Annotated in this window: 18 protein-coding genes; 12 read left to right on the top strand and 6 right to left on the bottom strand. The window is 73.4% G+C overall.

What is annotated here, in order from left to right:
- Positions 1 to 66 precede the first annotated feature (66 nt).
- Positions 67 to 1,230 carry a cytochrome P450 gene (locus ABFX46_RS03160; RefSeq protein WP_346039803.1) on the bottom strand — a complete coding sequence of 388 codons (1,164 nt, stop codon included), beginning with the start codon at positions 1,228 to 1,230 and terminating at the stop codon, positions 67 to 69.
- 186 nt (positions 1,231 to 1,416) lie between these two features.
- Between ABFX46_RS03160 and ABFX46_RS03155 the strand changes: the two genes are divergently transcribed.
- The 5 genes from ABFX46_RS03155 to ABFX46_RS03135 all read left to right on the top strand — a co-directional run bounded on the left by ABFX46_RS03155 (position 1,417) and on the right by ABFX46_RS03135 (position 6,790).
- A complete protein-coding gene (locus tag ABFX46_RS03155; RefSeq protein WP_131939810.1) occupies positions 1,417 to 2,028 on the top strand; it encodes a TetR/AcrR family transcriptional regulator in 612 nt (203 codons plus the stop codon).
- A gap of 133 nt (positions 2,029 to 2,161) precedes the next feature.
- The gene (locus ABFX46_RS03150) at positions 2,162 to 3,382 is read left to right on the top strand and encodes a PucR family transcriptional regulator (RefSeq protein WP_346039802.1); all 1,221 of its coding nucleotides are present in this window, start codon (positions 2,162 to 2,164) and stop codon (positions 3,380 to 3,382) included.
- A gap of 33 nt (positions 3,383 to 3,415) precedes the next feature.
- On the top strand, positions 3,416 to 4,012 hold the full coding sequence (locus ABFX46_RS03145) for a TetR/AcrR family transcriptional regulator (RefSeq protein ID WP_163061875.1): 597 nt from the start codon (positions 3,416 to 3,418) through the stop codon (positions 4,010 to 4,012).
- Positions 4,009 to 5,376: an MFS transporter gene (locus tag ABFX46_RS03140; RefSeq protein WP_346039801.1), complete on the top strand. Its 1,368-nt coding sequence runs from the start codon at positions 4,009 to 4,011 to the stop codon at positions 5,374 to 5,376. The genes ABFX46_RS03145 and ABFX46_RS03140 overlap by 4 nt, the downstream gene beginning before the upstream one ends.
- Positions 5,366 to 6,790, top strand: a complete 1,425-nt coding sequence (locus ABFX46_RS03135) for a pyridoxal phosphate-dependent decarboxylase family protein (RefSeq protein WP_346039800.1) — start codon at positions 5,366 to 5,368, stop codon at positions 6,788 to 6,790. The genes ABFX46_RS03140 and ABFX46_RS03135 overlap by 11 nt, the downstream gene beginning before the upstream one ends.
- Here the strand turns inward: ABFX46_RS03135 and ABFX46_RS03130 are convergent, their stop codons facing one another.
- The gene (locus ABFX46_RS03130; RefSeq protein WP_346039799.1) at positions 6,791 to 8,197 is read right to left on the bottom strand and encodes a D-alanyl-D-alanine carboxypeptidase family protein; all 1,407 of its coding nucleotides are present in this window, start codon (positions 8,195 to 8,197) and stop codon (positions 6,791 to 6,793) included.
- A gap of 1,317 nt (positions 8,198 to 9,514) precedes the next feature.
- Between ABFX46_RS03130 and ABFX46_RS03125 the strand changes: the two genes are divergently transcribed.
- From ABFX46_RS03125 to ABFX46_RS03110, 4 genes are all read left to right on the top strand, one after another.
- A complete protein-coding gene (locus ABFX46_RS03125; protein WP_346039798.1) occupies positions 9,515 to 9,886 on the top strand; it encodes a hypothetical protein in 372 nt (123 codons plus the stop codon).
- Positions 9,887 to 10,043: 157 nt separating this feature from the next.
- Positions 10,044 to 10,625: an RNA polymerase sigma factor gene (locus ABFX46_RS03120; protein WP_346039797.1), complete on the top strand. Its 582-nt coding sequence runs from the start codon at positions 10,044 to 10,046 to the stop codon at positions 10,623 to 10,625.
- Positions 10,622 to 11,635, top strand: a complete 1,014-nt coding sequence (locus ABFX46_RS03115; RefSeq protein WP_346039796.1) for an LCP family protein — start codon at positions 10,622 to 10,624, stop codon at positions 11,633 to 11,635. The genes ABFX46_RS03120 and ABFX46_RS03115 overlap by 4 nt, the downstream gene beginning before the upstream one ends.
- Before the next feature lie 81 nt (positions 11,636 to 11,716).
- Complete coding sequence (locus tag ABFX46_RS03110) at positions 11,717 to 12,136, top strand: CBS domain-containing protein (RefSeq protein ID WP_163061863.1); 420 nt, start codon at positions 11,717 to 11,719, stop codon at positions 12,134 to 12,136.
- 74 nt (positions 12,137 to 12,210) lie between these two features.
- Here ABFX46_RS03110 and ABFX46_RS03105 read toward each other — a convergent pair whose 3' ends face one another.
- On the bottom strand, positions 12,211 to 13,374 hold the full coding sequence (locus ABFX46_RS03105; protein WP_346039795.1) for an aminotransferase class V-fold PLP-dependent enzyme: 1,164 nt from the start codon (positions 13,372 to 13,374) through the stop codon (positions 12,211 to 12,213).
- A 126-nt stretch (positions 13,375 to 13,500) separates the two neighbouring features.
- Here ABFX46_RS03105 and ABFX46_RS03100 point away from each other — a divergent pair, with 126 nt between their 5' ends.
- Positions 13,501 to 15,381, top strand: a complete 1,881-nt coding sequence (locus ABFX46_RS03100; protein WP_346039794.1) for an ABC transporter ATP-binding protein — start codon at positions 13,501 to 13,503, stop codon at positions 15,379 to 15,381.
- A 192-nt stretch (positions 15,382 to 15,573) separates the two neighbouring features.
- Positions 15,574 to 16,020 carry a VOC family protein gene (locus ABFX46_RS03095; protein WP_163061857.1) on the top strand — a complete coding sequence of 149 codons (447 nt, stop codon included), beginning with the start codon at positions 15,574 to 15,576 and terminating at the stop codon, positions 16,018 to 16,020.
- 199 nt (positions 16,021 to 16,219) lie between these two features.
- On the opposite strand, the gene ABFX46_RS03090 is transcribed toward ABFX46_RS03095, so the two are convergent.
- The 3 genes from ABFX46_RS03090 to ABFX46_RS03080 form a co-directional block, all read right to left on the bottom strand.
- Positions 16,220 to 16,654, bottom strand: a complete 435-nt coding sequence (locus ABFX46_RS03090; RefSeq protein ID WP_346039793.1) for an SRPBCC family protein — start codon at positions 16,652 to 16,654, stop codon at positions 16,220 to 16,222.
- A 76-nt stretch (positions 16,655 to 16,730) separates the two neighbouring features.
- Positions 16,731 to 17,042, bottom strand: a complete 312-nt coding sequence (locus tag ABFX46_RS03085) for a metalloregulator ArsR/SmtB family transcription factor (protein ID WP_163061853.1) — start codon at positions 17,040 to 17,042, stop codon at positions 16,731 to 16,733.
- Positions 17,039 to 17,395, bottom strand: a complete 357-nt coding sequence (locus ABFX46_RS03080) for a VOC family protein (RefSeq protein ID WP_346039792.1) — start codon at positions 17,393 to 17,395, stop codon at positions 17,039 to 17,041. The genes ABFX46_RS03085 and ABFX46_RS03080 overlap by 4 nt, the downstream gene beginning before the upstream one ends.
- 116 nt (positions 17,396 to 17,511) lie before the next feature.
- Between ABFX46_RS03080 and ABFX46_RS03075 the strand changes: the two genes are divergently transcribed.
- Complete coding sequence (locus tag ABFX46_RS03075) at positions 17,512 to 18,432, top strand: NADP-dependent oxidoreductase (RefSeq protein ID WP_346039791.1); 921 nt, start codon at positions 17,512 to 17,514, stop codon at positions 18,430 to 18,432.
- Positions 18,433 to 18,496 lie beyond the last annotated feature (64 nt).

The following is an 18,496-nucleotide window of genomic DNA, read 5'->3' as shown; positions in this document are numbered from 1 at the left end:
CCCGCGATGGCAACCGGCTGATCGTCCGGATCGCTCTCCTGTGCGAGGCCACCGGGCGGCGTGGAGTCAGCGCGGAGTGAGGGTGACGGGGAACTCGGTGACGCCCCGGACGAAGGCGTTGCGGAGAATTCGCGGGCCTTCGGCGTCGGCCCATTCGGCGGTCGCCACGCGGGCGATGAACTCCTCGAAGAAGATCTGGAGTTCCAGGCGGGCGAGGGAGGCCCCCAGGCAGAAGTGCGGGCCGAGGCCGAACGCGATGTGGTCGCCGGGGCGGCGCGTCACGTCGAAGACGTCGGGGGAGTCGAAGACGGATTCGTCGCGGTTGGCGGAACCGTACATGAGCAGGATCTGCTCACCGGCCGGGATCTTCACGCCCGCGATCTCGGCGTCGGTCGCGGCGACCCGGCACATGTTCAGGATCGGGGTCGTCCAGCGGACGAACTCCTCGACGGCGTCCGGGATGAGGGACGGGTCGTCCCGCAGCCTCCGCCATTCGCCCGGGTGCTCGATCAGGGCGCTCAGGGCGGTGGCGATCACGGTGCGCGTCGTCTCGGCGCCGCCGACCAGCAGGAGCAGCGCCTCGTGGGCCAGGTGCTCGTCGTCGTAGGCGGGCTGGTCGGGGCCGGCGTTCGACCAGATGGAGAGCAGGTCGTCGGTCGGGCTGGCGCGGCGCTCCTTGGCCATCTCCAGCACGGCCAGCGCGTACTCGCCGGCGGCGATCGTCGCGTCGTCGGTGATGTAGCGCTGCCCCCCGCCCGCGTAGACGGCGGTCGCCGACCAGTGGACGAGCTGCGGCCACGCGTCCTCGGGGAAGCCGAGCAGCCAGCCGATGACGCGCGCGGGGAGCGGCGCGGCCAGCGCGGGGACGGCGTCGACGGTGCCCGCCTCCAGGGCCGTGGTGACGCAGTCGACGGCGGTGGCGCGGATCCGGTCGGCGTAGCGGGACACGCCGCGCGGAGTGAAGCGCTGGTAGACCATGCGGCGCCGGTGCGCGTGCTCCGGATCGTCCTGCCCGATCATGGACGGGTCGGACGGAAGCTGCGGACGGTACCCGCCCGAGTTCGTCCAGACGCGCGGGTTGCGTTCGGCGGCGAACACGTCGGCGTGCCGGGACACGCCCCACAGCCCGTTCTCCTCGTCGTGGTAGACGGGCGCCTCGGCGCGCAGCCGCGCGTAGACGGACCAGGGGTCGGTGGCGTACATCTCGCCGTCGAGAAGGTCGATGTCCATGGCTCACTCCGGCGTGTAGTGCGTCGGACAGGGGCTCCCGGCAGGCGTCCACCGCCTCACCCAAGCAAGTGCTAGGTCCATGTTGGCCCGGCGCCCGGCGGGCCGTAAAGGGGAAGCGGGACCCGGGGTGCACGCGTTCGGGGTCAATGTGCGAAAGAATGGGGACGGCCACAGCGAGGAGGCGTTTTGAGCGGCGATGCGCGGTTCACCGTGACGCGGACGCTGAGCAAGGACCAGCAGGCCCGGCGTGAGCGGCTGATCGACTCGGCGAGGGAGCTCGCGCTTGCGGGCGGCTACCCGGCCGTGACCATGCACGACGTGGCGGACCGGGCCGGCGTCGCCCGCGCGACCGTCTACCGCTACTTCGCCACCAAGGACCACCTGCTCACCGAGGTCGCGGCGTCCTGGGCGCACCACGTCACCGACGACATCGACGCGCTCGCCGTCGGCGACACGCAGTTGGAGCGGCTCACCGCGCTGCTGGAGCGCATCGTCTACGTGGCGGCGCAGGAGCCGACCCTGACGTCCGCGATCATCCAGGCGGTGACCTCGGACGACTCCAGCGTCGACGACGCCCGCACCGTGCTGTTCCAGTACCTGCGCGACCGGCTCTCCGCGGCGATCGGCGACCCGGTGCCCCAGCGCGAGGACGTCGAGCTCGTCCTCGGGCACATCCTGCTCGCCGCGCTGATCAGCCTGGCCTCGCTGCGGCAGCCGGTCGAGGACGTCGCCACGATGGTCCGCACGTCCGGTCGGCTGGTCCTCGCCGGGGCGCTCTCCGCCGCCACGCCCACCTGACCGGGGCGGTTCTCCGCCCGCCCGCCGCGGCCGCATTGTCAGTGCGCTTACAAGCGGCGTCCCGCAATGCGTAACCGGTCGTGCAGCCCGCCTGGCCGGGCGCCTGTAGCTTCCCTGGCGGGAGGTGCTGACGGTGACCACGACCCTTGAGGAGCGCTCGCCGCTGAAGCCCTGGGCCGGCGTGCCGAGCGAGCTCTCCGCGATGTTCCGCCCCCATCTGGACGCCCTCGCCGAGGAGATGATCGAGGAGATCCTCGCCGGCATCCCCGAGTACTCGCGCCCGCAGGACGAGGAGTACGCGCGGCTCGTCCGGCTCGCCGTCGAGGGCGCGCTCCGCCAGTTCGTCGACCTGATCATGGACCCGGACAGCTCGTGGGAGCCGGTCGCCGCCGTCTACCGGGAGATCGGCTGGGCCGAGGCCCGCGAGGGCCGCAGCCTGGACATCCTGCAGACCTCGCTGCGCCTCGGCGCCCGCGTCGCCTGGCGGCGGCTCGCGGCGGAGTCCGAGCGGTACAACATCTCCCGCCGCACCCTCGCCAGCATCGCCGAGGCGATCTTCGCGTTCCTGGACGAGATCGCCCGCGCCGCCACCGAGGGCTACACCAAGGCCCGCGCGCAGGAGGCCGGCGAGCTGGAGCACCGCCGCCGCCGGCTGCTGGACATGCTGCTCGCCGAGCCGCCCGCCGCCCACCAGGCCGTCGCCGACCTCGCCCGGCTCGCGCAGTGGCGCGTCCCGCGCACGGTCGCCGCGGTCGTCCTGTACGAGCGGGGCCGGCAGCCGTTCTCGCACCCGTCGCTGCCACCCGACGTGCTCGCCGACGTCAACCGGCGCGAGCCGTGCCTGCTCGTCCCCGACCCGGAGGGTCCGGGGCGCGGCACGATGCTGGAGGGGGCGCTGCGCGACTGGGTCGCCGCGCTCGGCCCGACCGTCCGCACCGAGGACGCGGCGAAGTCGCTGCGCTGGGCCCGCGAGGCGCTGCCGCTCGCGCGGCGCGGCGTCCTGCCGTCCGAGCGGCTGATCCGCTGCGCCGACCACATGCCCGCGCTCGTCGTGTTCAAGGACGAGGAGCTGGTGCGGGCCGTCGCCGACCTGCGGCTCGCGCCGCTGAAGAGCGTCCGGCCCCGGCACCGCGAGCGGCTCATGCGGACGCTGCTGTCGTGCCTGCAGAACGGGTTCAACGCGACCGAGGTGGCGAACCGGCTGCACGTCCACCCGCAGACCGTCCGGTACCGGCTGCACCAGTTGGAGGAGCTGTTCGGCGAGCGGCTGTACGACCCGGACGGACGGCTGGAGATGGAGATGGTCCTGACCGTCTGGCTCACCGATCCGCCGGGCGATCAATCAATCGATTGACCGGCGCGGGTGGAAGCACCTACTTTGGGGCCTATGACCAGTAGCGACTCCGGTCGGGAGCGGATCCTGGACGCCGCCACGCGGCTGTTCGCCGCGCTCGGCTACGACGGGACGTCCACCCGGATGATCGCCGAGGCGGCCGGGCTCAACGTCGCGACCGTCGCCTACCACGTCGGCGGCAAGCGCGACCTGTACCTCGCCGTGATGGAACGTGCCCACGAGACCGAACGCGCCGCCCTGTCGCAGGCGCTCGAAGAGATCACCCCGGACGCGGAGGGCATCCTCACCCTCCTCGACCGCTATGTCGACTTCTGCCTGTCGCGTCCGGAGATACCGGCGCTGTGGATGCACCGCTGGCTGTCGGACGCCGCCGACGTCGCCCATCTGGAGGAGCAGTACGTCCGGCCGCTGATGGTGATGGTCGCCGACGCCGCCCGCAAGATCGTCCCCGATGACGTCGACGTCGAGTACGTGGTGTGGACGGTCGTCTGGTGCACCCACGGGTTCGGGGCGGGCGGTGTCCTGGACGCCGACGGCAACCGCCGCGGCGTCGACGACCCGCAGGCCGTCACCCGGTTCCGCCGCCACATGCGCCGCACCGTCGCCCAGGCGATCGGGATCCCCGCGTGACGACGCCGCCCGCCGCGGCGGCGCCCTCCGGGCCGCTGCCCCGCCGGCGGCTGCTCGGCTACGGTGTCGGCTCGGTCGGCACCGGCGTGTTCTCCGCCGTCCCCGGCCTGCTGCTCCTGTACTACCTGACCGACGTCCTCGGCGTCTCCGCGGCGGTCGCGGGGGCCGTCCTCGTCGTCCCCAAGGCGTGGGACGTGCTGCTCAACCCGATCGTCGGCGCCGCGAGCGACCGGGAGGCCGTCCGCACCGGCCGCCGCACCCGGCTGCTGCTGGCCGGCGCCGTCGCCCTGCCGTTCCTGTTCGCCGCCATGTTCGCCGTACCGGCCGACTCGCCGGGCATCGCCGCCGCGTGGGCCGGGTTCGCGTTCCTGCTGGCCGCGAGCGCGTTCGCGTGCTTCCAGGTGCCGTACGTGGCGCTGCCCGCCGAGATCTCCGCCGAGCCGTCCGAGCGGGGCCGCGCGATGGCGTGGCGGGTCGTCTGCCTGACGCTCGGCATCCTCGTCGCGGGCGGCGCCGCCCCCGCGCTGACCGACGCCGCCGGCGGCGGGCGCGGCGGATACGCGCTGATGGGCATCGTGATCGGGCTCGCGATGGGCGCCGCGATGGTGGCGAGCACGCTGGCGACCCGGTGGATCCCGTCGCGTCCCGGGCCGCGCCCGCTCGGGCTGGCCGCCGCGCTGCGCACCGCGCGCGGCAACCGGCCGTTCTTCATGCTGCTCGGCGCCTACGTCTCGCACACCCTCGCCGTCGCGATCATGCTGGCGGGCGCCCCCTACGTCGCCACCTACCGGCTGGACGACTACGGCCTCACCTCCGCGATGTTCGTGGCGATGGTCGGGCCGAGCGCGTTCGCGGTGCCGGTGTGGCGGTGGCTGTCGCGCAGGTTCGGGCCGGTCGGCTGCTACGCGGCGGCACTGGTGCTGTTCGCCGCGACCGCCGCCGCGCTGTTCCCGCTGATCACCTCCACGGCCGGGGTGCTGGCGTTCAGCGCGCTGATCGGCGTCTGCTACGCGGCCGTCCAACTGCTGCCGCTGTCGCTGCTGCCGGAGACCGTCCACGCCGACACCGGGCGGACCGGGCACGCGCAGTCCGGGGCCTTCACCGGGCTGTGGACGGCCGCCGAGACGGGCGCGATGGCGCTCGGACCGGGGGTGTTCGCGCTGATCCTCGCCGTCTCGTCGTTCAACTCGTCCGATTTCGACACCCCGGTCGTCCAGCCGGGGTCGGCGCTGACCGGGATGTCCGCCGGGTTCACGCTCGTCCCGGCGCTGCTCCTGCTGGTCAGCGTCCCGCTGCTGCTGGCCTACCGGCGGCTCGCCGCCGTCCACCGCCCAACCGAGGAAACACGCGAACATGCCGTTTGACCCCCTGCCCGAAACGGGCCGCCCCGCCGCCGACCTGCTGGCCGAACTCGCCCGGCTGCGGGACGCCGACCTCCCCGTCCGCGGCGGCCAGGTCACCGCCTACGTCTACGACACCGGGCGCGCGGCCGTGCACGACCTCGCCGCCACCGCCTTCCACGAGATGCTGGAGGTGAACTGCCTCGACCCGACCGCGTTCCCCAGCATCGTCGCGCTGGAGCGGGCGCTCGTCGGGTTCGTCGCGGACAAGCTCGGCGGCGGCTCCGGCATCTTCAGCAGCGGCGGCACCGAGTCGATCATGCTGGCGGTGAAGGCCGCGCGGGACGCCCACCCGGTCGAGGGGCGGCCCCAGATCGTCCTGCCGACGACCGCGCACCCCGCGTTCCACAAGGCGGCCCACTACCTGGGGCTTGAGGTCGTGCACGTGCCGGTCGACGCGGAGTACCGCGCCGACCCGGCCGCGACCGCCGCCGCGATGACGCCCCGCACCGCGCTCGTCGTCGCCTCGGCGCCGTCCTACCCGCACGGGGTCATGGACCCGATCCCGGAGATCGCCGCGCTCGCCGCCTCCGCCGGGGTGCCGTGCCATGTGGACGCGTGCGTCGGCGGCTGGGTCCTGCCCTGGCTGCGGGACGCGGGACGCGACGTCCCGCCGTTCGACCTGTCCGTGCCCGGCGTGACGTCGATCTCCTGCGACCTGCACAAGTACGGGTACTCGCCGAAGGGCGCGTCGGTCGTCCTGTTCGCGGACGAGTCGCACCGCCGGGCCGCCTACTTCGCGTCCGCCGAATGGCCCGGATACACCGTCATCAACGCGACCGTGCAGAGCAGCAAGAGCGCCGGGCCGCTCGGCGCCGCCTGGGCGACCCTCAACGCCGTCGGCGCGCAGGGCTACCGCGACCTCGCCGAGAACGCGATGAAGTCGGCGGAGCGCCTGATCGCGGGCGTCGCGTCCATCCCGGGGCTGCGGGTCGTCGGCGAACCGGTCGCCCCGCTCGTCGCCGTCGCGTCGTCCGACCCGTCGCTCGACGTGTTCGTGATCGCCGACGAGGCGCGGCGGCGCGGCTGGTTCTTCCAGCCGCAGCTCTCCTACCAGGGCATCCCGCCGAACCTGCACTTCACGCTGACCGGCGTGTCCGACGTCGACGCGCTCCTGGACGCGCTCGCCGCCGCCACCGAGGCCGCACGGGCCGCGGGGCCCGCCGACGTCCCGTCCGAGCTGGTCGACGCGCTCGCCGACCTGGACCTCGACAGCCTGGACGACGCGGGCTTCGCCGGGCTCCTCGCCTCCGTCGGCGTGGACCTCGGCGGGGGCGGCGAACCCGGGATGGCCGTGGTCAACGCCATCCTGGACGCGCTGCCGCCCGCCACCCGCGAGGCCCTGCTGATCCGCTTCCTCTCGGCCCTCTACAGCTGATCAGTTGAGCCGGATGAGGCGCTTCAGGTAGGACGGCTCGTCCAGCGTCCGGCCGAGCTGGAGCGGGACGCTCGCCGCACCGGTCGTCACGGCACCGACCCGCTCCCCGGCCCCGGCCCGGTGCGGCGGGTCGCCCGTGACGCTCACCGGCACGGTCAGCCCGGACCAGCCGACCACCGTCACCGGCGCCGCGGCCCGCAGCGGGGTCGTCCCGCCGAGCCCGTCGTCGACCCGCGCCACCAGCGCGCCCTTCGGCGCCAGCGTCACCGCGGTCAGCGCGCCCTCGGCCGCGGTGACGAGCCGTCCCGCCGCGCTCACGGCACCCGCCGCGCTCGGCGACTTCTGCCCCATCACCGCCCCGACGATCAGCGTCGGGACGCCCGCGACGGACTTGCGCGCCGCGAACACGAAGTTGCCGCCGGCCGCGTCGGTGTACCCGGTCTTGCCGCCGACGACGCCGTGCTGCCCCAGCAGGAAGTTGCCGCCCTCCCGGGCCGCGCCGCCGTTGTCGGGCACGTACGCCCGGTTGTTGACGACCTCGGTGAACGCCGGCACCTTCATCGCCGCCCGCAGCAGCTTGACCTGGTCCTCCGCCGTGCTGACGGTGCCGGAGTCGTAGCCGCTCGGGTCGGTGTAGTGCGTGCTGGTCATGCCGAGCTCCGCCGCCGTCGCGTTCATCTTCGCCACGAACGCCTGCTCGTCCCCGGCGTCCCAGCGCGCCAGCTCGTGCGCGACGTCGTTCGCCGAGATGATCAGCAGCGCCTCCAGCGCCTTGCGCTGCGTCAGCCGCTGGTTCGCGGTGACGCCGAGCAGCGACTCCTCCCGCTTCCGGCGCATCGGGATCTGCGCCGCCGCCTCCGGCGACACCGTCAGCACCGGCCCCGGCTCGCCCGGCTTCAGCGGATGGTCGCGCAGATACACGTACGCCGTCATCACCTTCGCGACGCTCGCCGTGGGAGTCGGCGCCGCCCCGCCGGACGACCCCATCATCCCGAGGCCCTCCACGTACACGGCGGACTGCCCCGCCGCAGGCCACGGCAACGCCGGCGCCTGCCCCGGGAACGCGTGACCGGACGCCAGGGCCAACTCGATCGTCGGCGTAGGCACGGGCCTGATCAACTGCCCGGTGACGACCCCGCCGACCAGCACGAGCGCCGCCACCACCACGATGAGCCAGCGCCGCCTGCCCTTCTTCCGCGCGGGCGGCTCCCCGGCCTCCACCGGCTCCGCCGGCGGGCGCGGGGGAGCCTGCTGCGCACCCCCGTCCCAGGGCACACTCCACTGCCCCGACGAGCGGGACGCCGGATACTCCCCGGACGCACCGGGCAGCCGCTCGACCCGAGTGACCGAGGCCTCCTGCCCGGCCCACGCCTCCCGCGGCGCGGGGCCCTGCGGCCGCTCCCTCACCGGTGCCGCGGCTGCCTCCTGAGCTGACGCGGCCCGCCGAGCACCGTCCTGCGGCCGGGCTTCACGCGGTGCGGCCCGGTGCGGCCGCTCCCGCGTCGGAGCCCCGGCCGCGTCTCGCGGCGGCGCGCCCCGCCATGGCTCTGGGGGCCGTCCGCGCACGGGCGTCTCGCCGGATTCTCGCGCGGGTCGCGCGTCGCGCGGGGCGGCCTGCCGGGGATGCTCGCGCACGGGCTCGCCGGGCGGGTCCTGCGGCGGCGCGGGTGGCCACGGCTCACGCCGGACGACGTCCTGCGGGCGTCCCCGCACCGGCGTCCCGCCGGAGTCGCGCGGGGACCGGGCTTCACGCGGCGGGGCCGGTCGTGGCTGCTCCCGCGTCGGCGTGCCGGACGCCTCCTGCGGCGGCGCGTCCCGCCATGGCTCTGGGGGCCGTCCGCGCACGGGCGTCTCGCCGGACTCTCGCGCGGGTCGCGCGTCGCGCGGGGCGGCCTGCCGGGGATGCTCGCGCACGGGCTCGCCGGACGGGTCCTGCGGCGGCGCGGGTGGCCACGGCTCACGTGGCCCACCCTCTCGCGGACGTCCTTGACCTGGTGTTCCGCCCGACTGCTGCGATGGCGGCGCCACCCGGGGCGGTTGCTCCGACGCGGCACGCCACGGTTCACGTCGCGCGGCGTCGTGCGGCCCTTCCCGAACCGGCGTCTCGCCTGAGGCATCCCCGGGTCGGGCTTCGCGGGGTGCGGGCTGCCGGGGGTGCTCGCGCGTCGGCGTGTCGGCGGCGCCCTGCGGTGGTGCGGCTTCTGGCGGGCGTCCGTGCACTGGTGTTCCGCCCGACTGTCGTGCGGGTCGGGCTTCGCGGGGTGCGGGCTGTTCGGGGTGCTCCTGGACGGGCGTGGCAGCCGTGTCCTGCGCCGGCGTGGGCTGCTGCGGTTCACCTCGCGCGGCGCCCGGCGGCCGTTCCGGCACGGGTGTTTCGCCCGAGTCTCGTCCGGCTCGTTCGCGCGGCGGGGTCTCTTGCGGTTGCTCGGCCGTGTTCTGGGACGGTGCGGCCTGCTGGGGGCGGCTCTGTTCCGGCGTCTCGGTCGCGGCCTCGGCGGGCGTCGCGGACGGCTGCTTCGCGTGCCTGCCCGGTGAGCGGTGCTGCCCCGAATCGCGTGGCGGACGGCTTTGCCGCCCGTCCTGTTCCGCAGGGGGTGGCGGCTCTGCCGCAGGTGCCTGCTGCGCCGGCGGGGCGGGGCGGGGCGAGGGCGGGGCGCTCCCGGACGGCTCGGGCTCCTCTGGCCGGTCAGGGCGCGGGGTGGGCTGCGTCGCCCGGGTGCTCGGGTGCTGCTGGGCGTCCGCGGGCTCCGACTCGTCCTGCGGCGGCTCGGCCTGGGGTGCCTCTGGCTGCGCTGGCTCGTCCTGTGCCGGCTCGTCCTCGTCGGTGGTGGGCGGCGGGGTGAACTGGACGTACCAGGTGGTCTTCGGGACGGGCGGCTCGTCGTCCGCGGGGCGGCGGATCGCGATGTCCGGGCGGGTCAGGTCGACCTTCGCGGGGACGCGGAACTCGGCGGTCGCCGTGCGAGAGGCATCGTGGTCGTCCTCGGTGCCGGACGTGTCCGATTCCCGCTCGGCTTCGTCGTCCACGTCCCGACCCTCCTCGACTCGACCCTGGACAGGCAGGCGGAGCGGTCCCCCCGACAACCCCGTGCATAGTGAAGGATGCGCAGTTTATCGAGAAGGTTCGCGCCGATCCGCATGCGCGGACGACGTGTCCCGGGACGGGCGTGAACCCGGACGGGCCGATGCGGAGATACAGAGCCGACAACGTCCCCCCACGGGAAGGCTCGGTGCGCATGCCATGGTGGCCGCGATGACCGTACCTCCGACGACTCAGGACGGCGACGCCTCGCTCATCGAGCGCTCGCTCGCCGATCCCGAGGCGTTCGCCGCCCTGTTCGACCGCTATTCCGCGATGCTGTACCGCTACGTGTCGCGCAGGCTTGGACCGGAGGCCGCGGAGGACGTCGTGGGGGAGACGTTCCTCGTCGCGTTCAGCAAGCGGCACCGCTACGACCTGGCGCAGCGGGACGCGCGGCCGTGGCTGTTCGGCATCGCCACGAAGCTGGTCGCGCGGCACCACCGGGCCGAGGCCGCGCGCTACCGGGCGCTGCGGCGCAGCCCCGTGGACGGTCCGGTGGAGGGGCCGGCCGACCGGGTCGCGGCGGACGTGACCGCATCGGCGACGCGCCCCGCCCTGGCGGAGGCGCTGTCGGGGCTGCCGCGGCGGGACCGCGACGTCCTGCTCCTGGTGGCATGGGGCGATCTGGCCTACGAGGAGGTGGCGCGGGCGCTCGGCATACCGGTCGGCACCGTCCGCTCCCGCCTGAACCGCGCCCGGCGCAAGGTGCGCGCGGCGCTGGGCGACACCGACCCGACGCGTGAGGAGGCGTGAGCGTGGACGACCTGGACCTGATCCGTGACCTCGGCCGCGGCCTGGAGCACCCGCCGCCCCCCTCGCTCGGCCGGCAGCGGAACCGGCTGCTGGACGCGGCCCGGCGGCGCCGCCGCGGCCCGGGGCGGTGGACGCTGCTCGGCGTGGTCGCGGCCGTGACGGCGGCGGCGATCCTCGTCCCGGCGACGATCTTCCACGGGCGGGACGCGGCGCCGGTGGCGACGGGCACGACCGCGCCCGCGCCGGGGGCGGCCTTCAACGTGCTGCTCCTCGGGTCGGACGCGCGGATCGACGGTTATCCGCCGCGGTCGGACACGATGATCCTGGTGCACGTGCCGGCCGACCGGCAGCGCGTCCACGCGGTGAGCATCCCGCGCGACTCGATCGTGCCGATCCCCGCGTGCCGGGTCGAGGGGAAGACGCTCCCGGCGCGGGTGGGGTTGATCAACTCGGTGTTCCCGGCCGCGGGCGTCTCCTGCGTGGTGAAGACCCTGGAGACGCTGACCGATGTCCGGATCGACCGGACCGTGGTGATCGACTTCGCCGGGTTCCAGCGGATGGTGGACGCGGTCGGCGGTGTCCCGGTGCGGCTGCCCGCGCCGGTCGCCGACCCGAAGTCCGGGTTGAGGCTCTCGGCGGGCAAGCACCGGCTGGACGGGCGGCAGGCGCTCGCCTACGTCCGGCTCCGGCACGGGCTCGGGGACGGCTCCGACCTGGCGCGCGTCAAGCGGCAGCAGCAGTTCCTGGCGGCGTTCATGCGCCAGGTCAAGGCGCGGATGGACGGGAATCCCGTGTGGCTCGCGAAGTTCCTCGCCGTGGCGGCGGGGTCGGTCGAGGCCACCCCGAGGATGGACGCCGGCGAGATGCGGACGCTCGTCAGCGCCTTCGGGAAGGGCGGATCGGTCGAGCTCGACACGGTTCCGGTGCGTCCCGCGCGGCAGGATCCGAACCGCCTGGAGTGGGATTCGCCCGGGGCGGACCGGATGTTCGCCGCGTTCAAGACGCCGTGAGTGATCCCGTTCCGGTCGGGTAGGGGCGGAATCATCCCGGGCCACAGGAACGGTTCACGAGGCTCAAGGAGTGAGCATCACATGGCCATGAAGATCCGCGAAATCATGACCGGCTCGCCGACGTCGGTGTCGCCGGAACTCGACATCGTCACGGTGGCGCGGGCGATGCGGGACGAGGACATCGGCGCCGTGCTGGTCGCGGACGGCGACGACCTGAAGGGCGTCGTCACCGACCGCGACCTGGTCATCCGCGGGCTCGCCGCCGGCGGCGACCCGACCCAGGCGAAGATCGGCGGCATCGCCAGCAGCGTGACCGCGACCGTCGGCCCGGACGACACCCTCGACAAGGCCGCGCAGATCATGCGCGAGCGGGCGGTGCGGCGGCTCCCGGTCATGGAGGACGGCCGTCCGGTGGGCATCGTGTCCATCGGCGACCTCGCGATCGAGAAGGACTCGGAGTCGGCGCTCGCGGACATCAGCGCCGCGCGTCCCAACGCCTGAGGTCCCGGCGGGGAACCCGTGGGCGCGTCCGGAGGCCGCCACCGGTGCCCATCCTCCTCCGGCCCCGGGCGCGCTCACGTGCGCGGCAGCGCGGACAGCAGCCGCTCCACTTCCCCTTCGGTGTTGTAGTAGTGCACGGAGGCCCGCACGGCCGCCGGATGGACGTGCGGGTCGTATCCGTGTGAGGCGGGGTTCGTGACGTTGATGTTGACGCCGTGCTCCCTTGCGGCGTGCTTGATGGCGGTGGGGTCGTGGCCGTCCACAGTGAACGTGACGAGCCCGGACGGCCGCGTGCCCTTGTCGAGGACGGTGACGCCAGGGCGGGCGGACAATTCCTCGCGCAGCTTGGCGGCGAGTTCGGTCACGCGTGTCTCGATGCCAGCCATCCCCAGGTCCGCCGCGTAGTCGGCGGCGACGCCCAGGCCGATCTGGCCGGCGACATACCGCTCCCATGTCTCGAAGCGCTGGGCGGTGTCGCGCATCTCGAATCCGCCCGGCGCCTTCCAGGTGGCGGCCTGCAGGTCGAGGAACGGCGGGACGAGCGTCCGCACGATCTCGCGGCGGACGTACAGGAACCCGGTGCCGCGCGGGCCGCGCAGGTACTTGCGACCGGTCGCCGACAGCATGTCGCAGCCGATCTCGTTGACGTCGATGGCCAGTTGGCCGACCGACTGGCATGCGTCCAAGAGATAGAGGACCCCGTGCTCACGGCACAGTTGCCCGACCTCCGCCGCCGGGTTCACGAGCCCGTTCTGGGTGGGGATGTGGTTGAGCGACACCAGGCGGACATCGCCCTTGACGAGTTCGGCCTCCAGTGCCTCCAGTGAGAGGGTGCCGTCGGCCCAGTCCGGGACGACGTCCACCTTCGCGCCCTTGGCCTCCGCCACCTGGTGGTAGGCGATCGTGTTGCTGGAGTACTCGCTGGTCGTCGTCAGGATGCGGTCGCCGTCCGCGAAGGGGATCGAGTAGAACGCCATGTCCCATGCACGGGTGGCGTTCTCCACGTAGGCGATCTCGTCTGCGCGCGCGCCGATGAGCCTTGCCATCGCGTCATAGAAGTGCTGGACGGCCGCGTCGCTCTGCTCAGCCGCCTCGTACGCGCCGATCGTCGACTCCAGTGCGAAATGCCCGTTGACGGCGTCGATGACCGGACGGGGCGGCAGTGCCGCGCCCGCGTTGTTGAGATGGGCCACCGTCGCGCAGCCGGGGGTGTCGCTCCGGAGCCTCTCGATATCCACAGGTGCCCGTCCCTCCGGGAAATGTCGTACCCGTGCGCCAGGCTGGTCACGTGCCGACGACTTGACCTCAACCATTCTTGAGGTCTCATGCTTGCCAGTCCAGGCTAACGATCACCAGGGGACCTCATGGACATGGAAGTCACGGCGTGGATGTCGCTGCACCACGCCATGAACGCGAGGGACAGCAGACCCTTCTCCAGGGCGACCCTCCGCCGCATCGGCGCGTTCGCCCGCCCGCACCGGCGCCCGCTGGCCGCGTTCCTCCTGCTCAGCGTGGTGATGGCGGTCATCGCCGTCGCGACGCCCGTGCTCGCCGGGTGGGTCGTCAACGCGATCGTCGACCACGCCGCGACGTCCACCGTCGTCTGGCTGGCCGTGGTCATCGCCGTCCTCGCCGTTGCCGAGGGCGGCCTCGGCCTCGCCAACCGGTGGCTCTCGGCCCGCATCGGCGAGGGGCTGATCCTCGACCTGCGCACCGCCGTGTTCGACCACGTCCAGCGCATGCCCGTCGCCTTCTTCACCCGGACCCGCACCGGCGCCCTGGTCAGCCGGCTCAACAACGACGTGATCGGCGCCCAGCGCGCCTTCAGCGACACCCTCTCCGGCGTGGTCAGCAACATCGTCACGGTGCTGCTCACCTTCGCCGTGATGGTCCGCATCTCCTGGCAGATCACCCTGCTCGCGCTGCTCCTGCTGCCCGTCTTCGTCCTCCCGGCCCGCCGCATGGGCGCCCGCCTGGCCCGCCTCGAACGCGAGGCCGCCGCGCACGACGCCGCGATGAGCACGCAGATGACCGAGCGCTTCTCCGCCCCCGGCGCGACGCTGGTGAAGCTGTTCGGGCGCCCCGCCCGCGAGTCGGCCGAGTTCGCCGCCCGCGCCCGCCGCGTCCGCGACATCGGCGTCCGCACCGCGATGGTGCAGCACGTCTTCATCACGGCGCTCACCATGGTCTCCGCCCTGGCCCTCGCCCTCGTCTACGGCCTCGGCGGGTTCCTGTCCCTGCGCGACCACCTCGACGCCGGCGCCGTCGTCGCCCTCGCCCTCCTGCTCACCCGCCTCTACGCGCCGCTGACCGCCCTCGCCAGCTCCCGCGTCGAGGTGATGAGCGCCCTCGTCAGCTTCGAGCGCGTCTTCGAGGTCCTCGACCTGGAGCCCCTGGTCGCCGAGAAGCCCGACGCGCGTCCCGCCCCGTCCGGCCCGGTCTCGGTCGAGTTCGACAGCGTGACGTTCGCCTACCCGTCCGCCGACAAGGTCTCCCTGGCCTCCCTCGAAGAGGTCGCCACCCTCGACACCCGCGGCGGCGTGGACGTCCTGCACGACGTCTCGTTCCGCGCCGAACCGGGTCAGATGATCGCGCTGGTCGGCAGCTCCGGCGCCGGCAAGTCGACGATCGCCCAGCTGCTCCCGCGCCTGTACGACGTCGACTCCGGAGCCGTCCGGCTCGGTGGCGTGGACGTCCGCGACATGTCCTTCGAGGCCATCCGCGAAACGCTCGGCATGGTCACGCAGGACGGCCACCTCTTCCACGAGTCGATCCGCGCGAACCTCCTGCTCGCCCGTCCCGAGGCCACCGACGACGAGCTCTGGGACGTCCTGCGCCGCGCCCGCCTCGAGACGCTCATCCAGGGCCTGCCCGACGGCCTCGACACCATCGTCGGCGAACGCGGCTACCGCCTCTCCGGCGGCGAACGCCAGCGCCTCACGATCGCCCGCCTCCTCCTCGCCCGCCAGCGCGTCGTCATCCTGGACGAGGCCACCGCCCACCTCGACTCGACGTCCGAGGCCGCCGTCCAGGAGGCCCTGGCCGAGGCCCTCGACGGCCGCACCGCCATCGTCATCGCCCACCGGCTGAGCACCATCCGCGCCGCCGACCAGATCCTCGTCCTGGAAGAGGGCCGCATCATCGAACGCGGAACCCACGAAACCCTCCTGGCCGCCGCCGGCCGCTACGCCGACCTGCACAACACCCAATTCGCCAACACACCACCCCTAGAACCCGTCCTCTAGCCCCCGCGGGCGCCCACCACGCACCCCACCGCAGTCCGCCACCGCGGCTCGCCGCTGTGGGGTTCGGGGTGAGGAGTGCGGGCACAACTGCGTGAACGCAGTCGCCGGCGTCGCCGCCCGCCCCACCTCGTCCAGCGCTGGACGGGGCGGGGCGGCTCGTCGGTGCCGCCGCCAACCTGGGGGGACACGGACATGGTGGATCGAGATCAGTGGCCGGCGCCCGAACACGGACTGGTGCTGACGCACTTCCTCACCGTGCGGGACGTCGCACGCTCCCGCGCGTTCTACGCCGACATCTTCGGCGGCGAGGTCGTGCTGGAGGAGAACCCCGCCATCGTGAAGGTCGCCAACACGTGGATCATCATGAACCCCGGCGGCGGGCCGACCCCCGACAAACCCGACATCACCCTGTCGCCGCCGGAGCCCGGCGACCCCGTGTCGGCCTTCATGAACGTGCGGGTGGCCGACATCGCCGCGTTCTACGCGTACGCGACCGCACGCGGTGCCCGCTTCCTGACCGAACCGATCGACCGCAAGGCCGAACTGCGCTGCTACATGCACGACCCTGACGGCCACTTGATCGAAGTGGGCCAGGCCACCGGCATGCTGGAAGGCATCTACGCCGACCCACCCGCCTGACCCGCCACCCGCAGAACACCGCCCACGCCCACCCACCGTCCGGCAGGCCAACCGCCTCCTGCCAACATGCCCAGCGCGGCCCGCACCGCCGCGCCGAACCGCACCGCCGCGCCGAACCGCACCGCCGCGCCGAACCGAACCAACCGAGCCGGTGGGCGCGCGTCCGTTGGGTGGGTGGACGGGGGTGTTTTTGGGTGGGTCAGGTTTGGGCGGTGAGGGTTTGGTGGAGGTTGCGGAGGACGCGGGTGCGCCAGCCGCTGCCCATGCCGCGGAAGGCGTAGGCGTTGACGGGGTCGTCCAGGTCGAAGCCCGCGTGCTCGATGAACAGGCGGGTGCCGTGGCCCTCGGGGACGAGGCGCCAGGTCACCGTCGTGTCGAGGCCGCCGCCGTTCCAGCTGATCCGCAGCAGGCGCTCCTCGTCGATGTCGAGGACGCGGCATTCGATCGTCCCGTCGAAGCCGATGTTCGGGATGGGGTCGGCGGCGAACGTGAAGCGGTGCCCGGTGACGGGCTTGAAGTCGTTCGGCATCAGCCAGCGGGCCAGCAGGTCGGGCTCGGTGAGCACCCGCCACACCTTGGCCGGCGGGTGCGGCAGGAACTCGTCCACCTCGATCGACGCGCGTTCATCGCTCATGCCGTCCCCCTCTCGGTGCCTACGGGGCGCGGTCGGAGACCGTGGTGGGCGGTCTCGGCGGTGCGGGCTTCGCAGGTCACAGGTCCTCCTCGTCCAGGAGTTCGCGCAGGTCGGCGAGCTTCTCACGCCAGAACCGCTCGTAGGGGGACAGCCACTCCGACAGTTCGCGCAGCGGTGCGGCCTCCAGCCGGTAGAGGCGCTGCCGGCCGTGGCGGCGCTCGCTGACGAGGCCCGCGTCCCGCAGCACCTTCAGGTGCTCCGACACGCTCGGACGGCTCATCGAGAAGTGCGCGGCGAGGTCGTTGACCGGGCGCGGGCCGTCCAGCAGGAGGGACGTGATCTCGCGGCGGACGGGGCTGGCCAGCGCCGCGAAGAGGTCGGCGGTCACCGTTCGGCCAGCACGATGCCGTTGCCGTCGGGGTCGCTGATCACGGCCTGCCGTCCCCAGGGGAGGTCCTGCGGGCCGTCGACGTCCGTCCCGGCCTGGCGCAGCGCCTCGCAGTCGGCGTCGAGGGCGGACGTCTCCAGGATCAGCCCCTGCAGGCTTCCGGGCGCCGCCGGGGTGTGGCTCGCGAGGACGACGCTGGTCTCCGCCCCCTTGGGAGCGAGTTGGAGCCAGCGGACCGGGCCGTTCTGCTGGTCCATGACGACGTCGAAGCCGAGCTTGCCGGTGTAGAAGTCCTTGGCCGCGTCCAGGTCGGAGACGGGGACGGTCAGCAGGCGCACATGCGTGATGTTCATGCGATCGACGATAGGTAGGAAGCTTCCTACGTGTCAAGCGTAGGAATCTCCCTACGTATCTTTGCGGCCGGGGTGGCCGCGCGTTTAGGGGACGGGTGCGGAGGCAGGCTGGAGGAATGCGTGCCGCCACCTATGACTCGTTCGCGTCCGACAACTCGCGGCTGAAGGTCGGGGACGTCCCGGACCCGAAGGTCGGCCCAGGCCAGGTGCTGATCGAGGTGCGCGCCGCCGGGGTCAACCCCGTGGACTGGAAGGTCATGGCCGGCGGCCTCGACGGCATGATGGACGCGGTGTTCCCCGTCATCCCCGGCTGGGACGTCGCCGGGGTCGTCCGCGCGTTCGGCCCCGACACGCCCGAGTTCGCGGTGGGCGACGAGGTCATGTCCTACGCGCGCAAGGACGTCGTGGGCCACGGCACGTTCGCGCAGTACGTCGCCGTCGCGGCGGACCATGTGGCGCACAAGCCCCGGTCGTTCGACTGGCCCCAGGCGGGCGGGCTGCCGCTGGCCGGGATGACCGCGCAGCGCGCGCTGGACCGGCTGAAGGTCGGGCAGGACGACGTGCTCCTCATTCACGCGGCGTCCGGCGGCGTGGGGGGCTTCGCGGTGCAGATCGGACGCGACCGGGGTGCCCGCGTCATCGGCACGGCGTCCGAGAAGAACCACGACTACCTGCGGGAACTCGGCGCCGAACCGGTCGCCTACGGGGACGGGCCGGCCGAGCGCGTCCGGGAACTGGCGCCCGGCGGGGTCACCGCCGTCGCCGACTTCGTGGGCGGCCAACTGGACACGACCCTCGCGGTCCTCGCCCCGGGCGGGCGGCACGTGTCCATCGCCGACAACACCGTGGACGAGCACGGCGGCGCGTGGATCTGGGTCCGTCCGAACGGCGCGAAGCTCGCCGACCTGGCCCGCCTCGCCGACCGCGGCGCGCTCAGGGTCGAGGTGGCCGGGACGTTCCCGCTGGAGGAGACGGGTGCCGCCTTCGACGCCAGCCGCGGCGGGCACACGCGCGGAAAGCTCGTCATCACGCCGTGAGGATGACGCGGCCGCGCCCGGGTACGTGCGGTCGCGTCGGACGCGATGGAACGCCTTCCCGGAG

This window comes from Actinomadura chokoriensis (assembly GCF_039529475.1).
Classification (GTDB): Bacteria; Actinomycetota; Actinomycetes; order Streptosporangiales; family Streptosporangiaceae; genus Spirillospora; species Spirillospora bangladeshensis.
This window is presented reverse-complemented; position numbering and strand designations above follow the sequence as displayed.

What these genes read in the sequence shown, in the direction of transcription:
- ABFX46_RS03160 (WP_346039803.1), bottom strand. Translation starts at nt 1,230, where the DNA reads ATGGACATCGACCTTCTCGACGGCGAGATGTACGCCACCGACCCCTGG.
- ABFX46_RS03145 (WP_163061875.1), top strand. Translation starts at nt 3,416, where the DNA reads ATGACCAGTAGCGACTCCGGTCGGGAGCGGATCCTGGACGCCGCCACG.
- ABFX46_RS03135 (WP_346039800.1), top strand. Translation starts at nt 5,366, where the DNA reads ATGCCGTTTGACCCCCTGCCCGAAACGGGCCGCCCCGCCGCCGACCTG.
- ABFX46_RS03120 (WP_346039797.1), top strand. Translation starts at nt 10,044, where the DNA reads ATGACCGTACCTCCGACGACTCAGGACGGCGACGCCTCGCTCATCGAG.
- ABFX46_RS03110 (WP_163061863.1), top strand. Translation starts at nt 11,717, where the DNA reads ATGGCCATGAAGATCCGCGAAATCATGACCGGCTCGCCGACGTCGGTG.
- ABFX46_RS03100 (WP_346039794.1), top strand. Translation starts at nt 13,501, where the DNA reads ATGGACATGGAAGTCACGGCGTGGATGTCGCTGCACCACGCCATGAAC.
- ABFX46_RS03095 (WP_163061857.1), top strand. Translation starts at nt 15,574, where the DNA reads ATGGTGGATCGAGATCAGTGGCCGGCGCCCGAACACGGACTGGTGCTG.
- ABFX46_RS03090 (WP_346039793.1), bottom strand. Translation starts at nt 16,654, where the DNA reads ATGAGCGATGAACGCGCGTCGATCGAGGTGGACGAGTTCCTGCCGCAC.
- ABFX46_RS03080 (WP_346039792.1), bottom strand. Translation starts at nt 17,395, where the DNA reads ATGAACATCACGCATGTGCGCCTGCTGACCGTCCCCGTCTCCGACCTG.
- ABFX46_RS03075 (WP_346039791.1), top strand. Translation starts at nt 17,512, where the DNA reads ATGCGTGCCGCCACCTATGACTCGTTCGCGTCCGACAACTCGCGGCTG.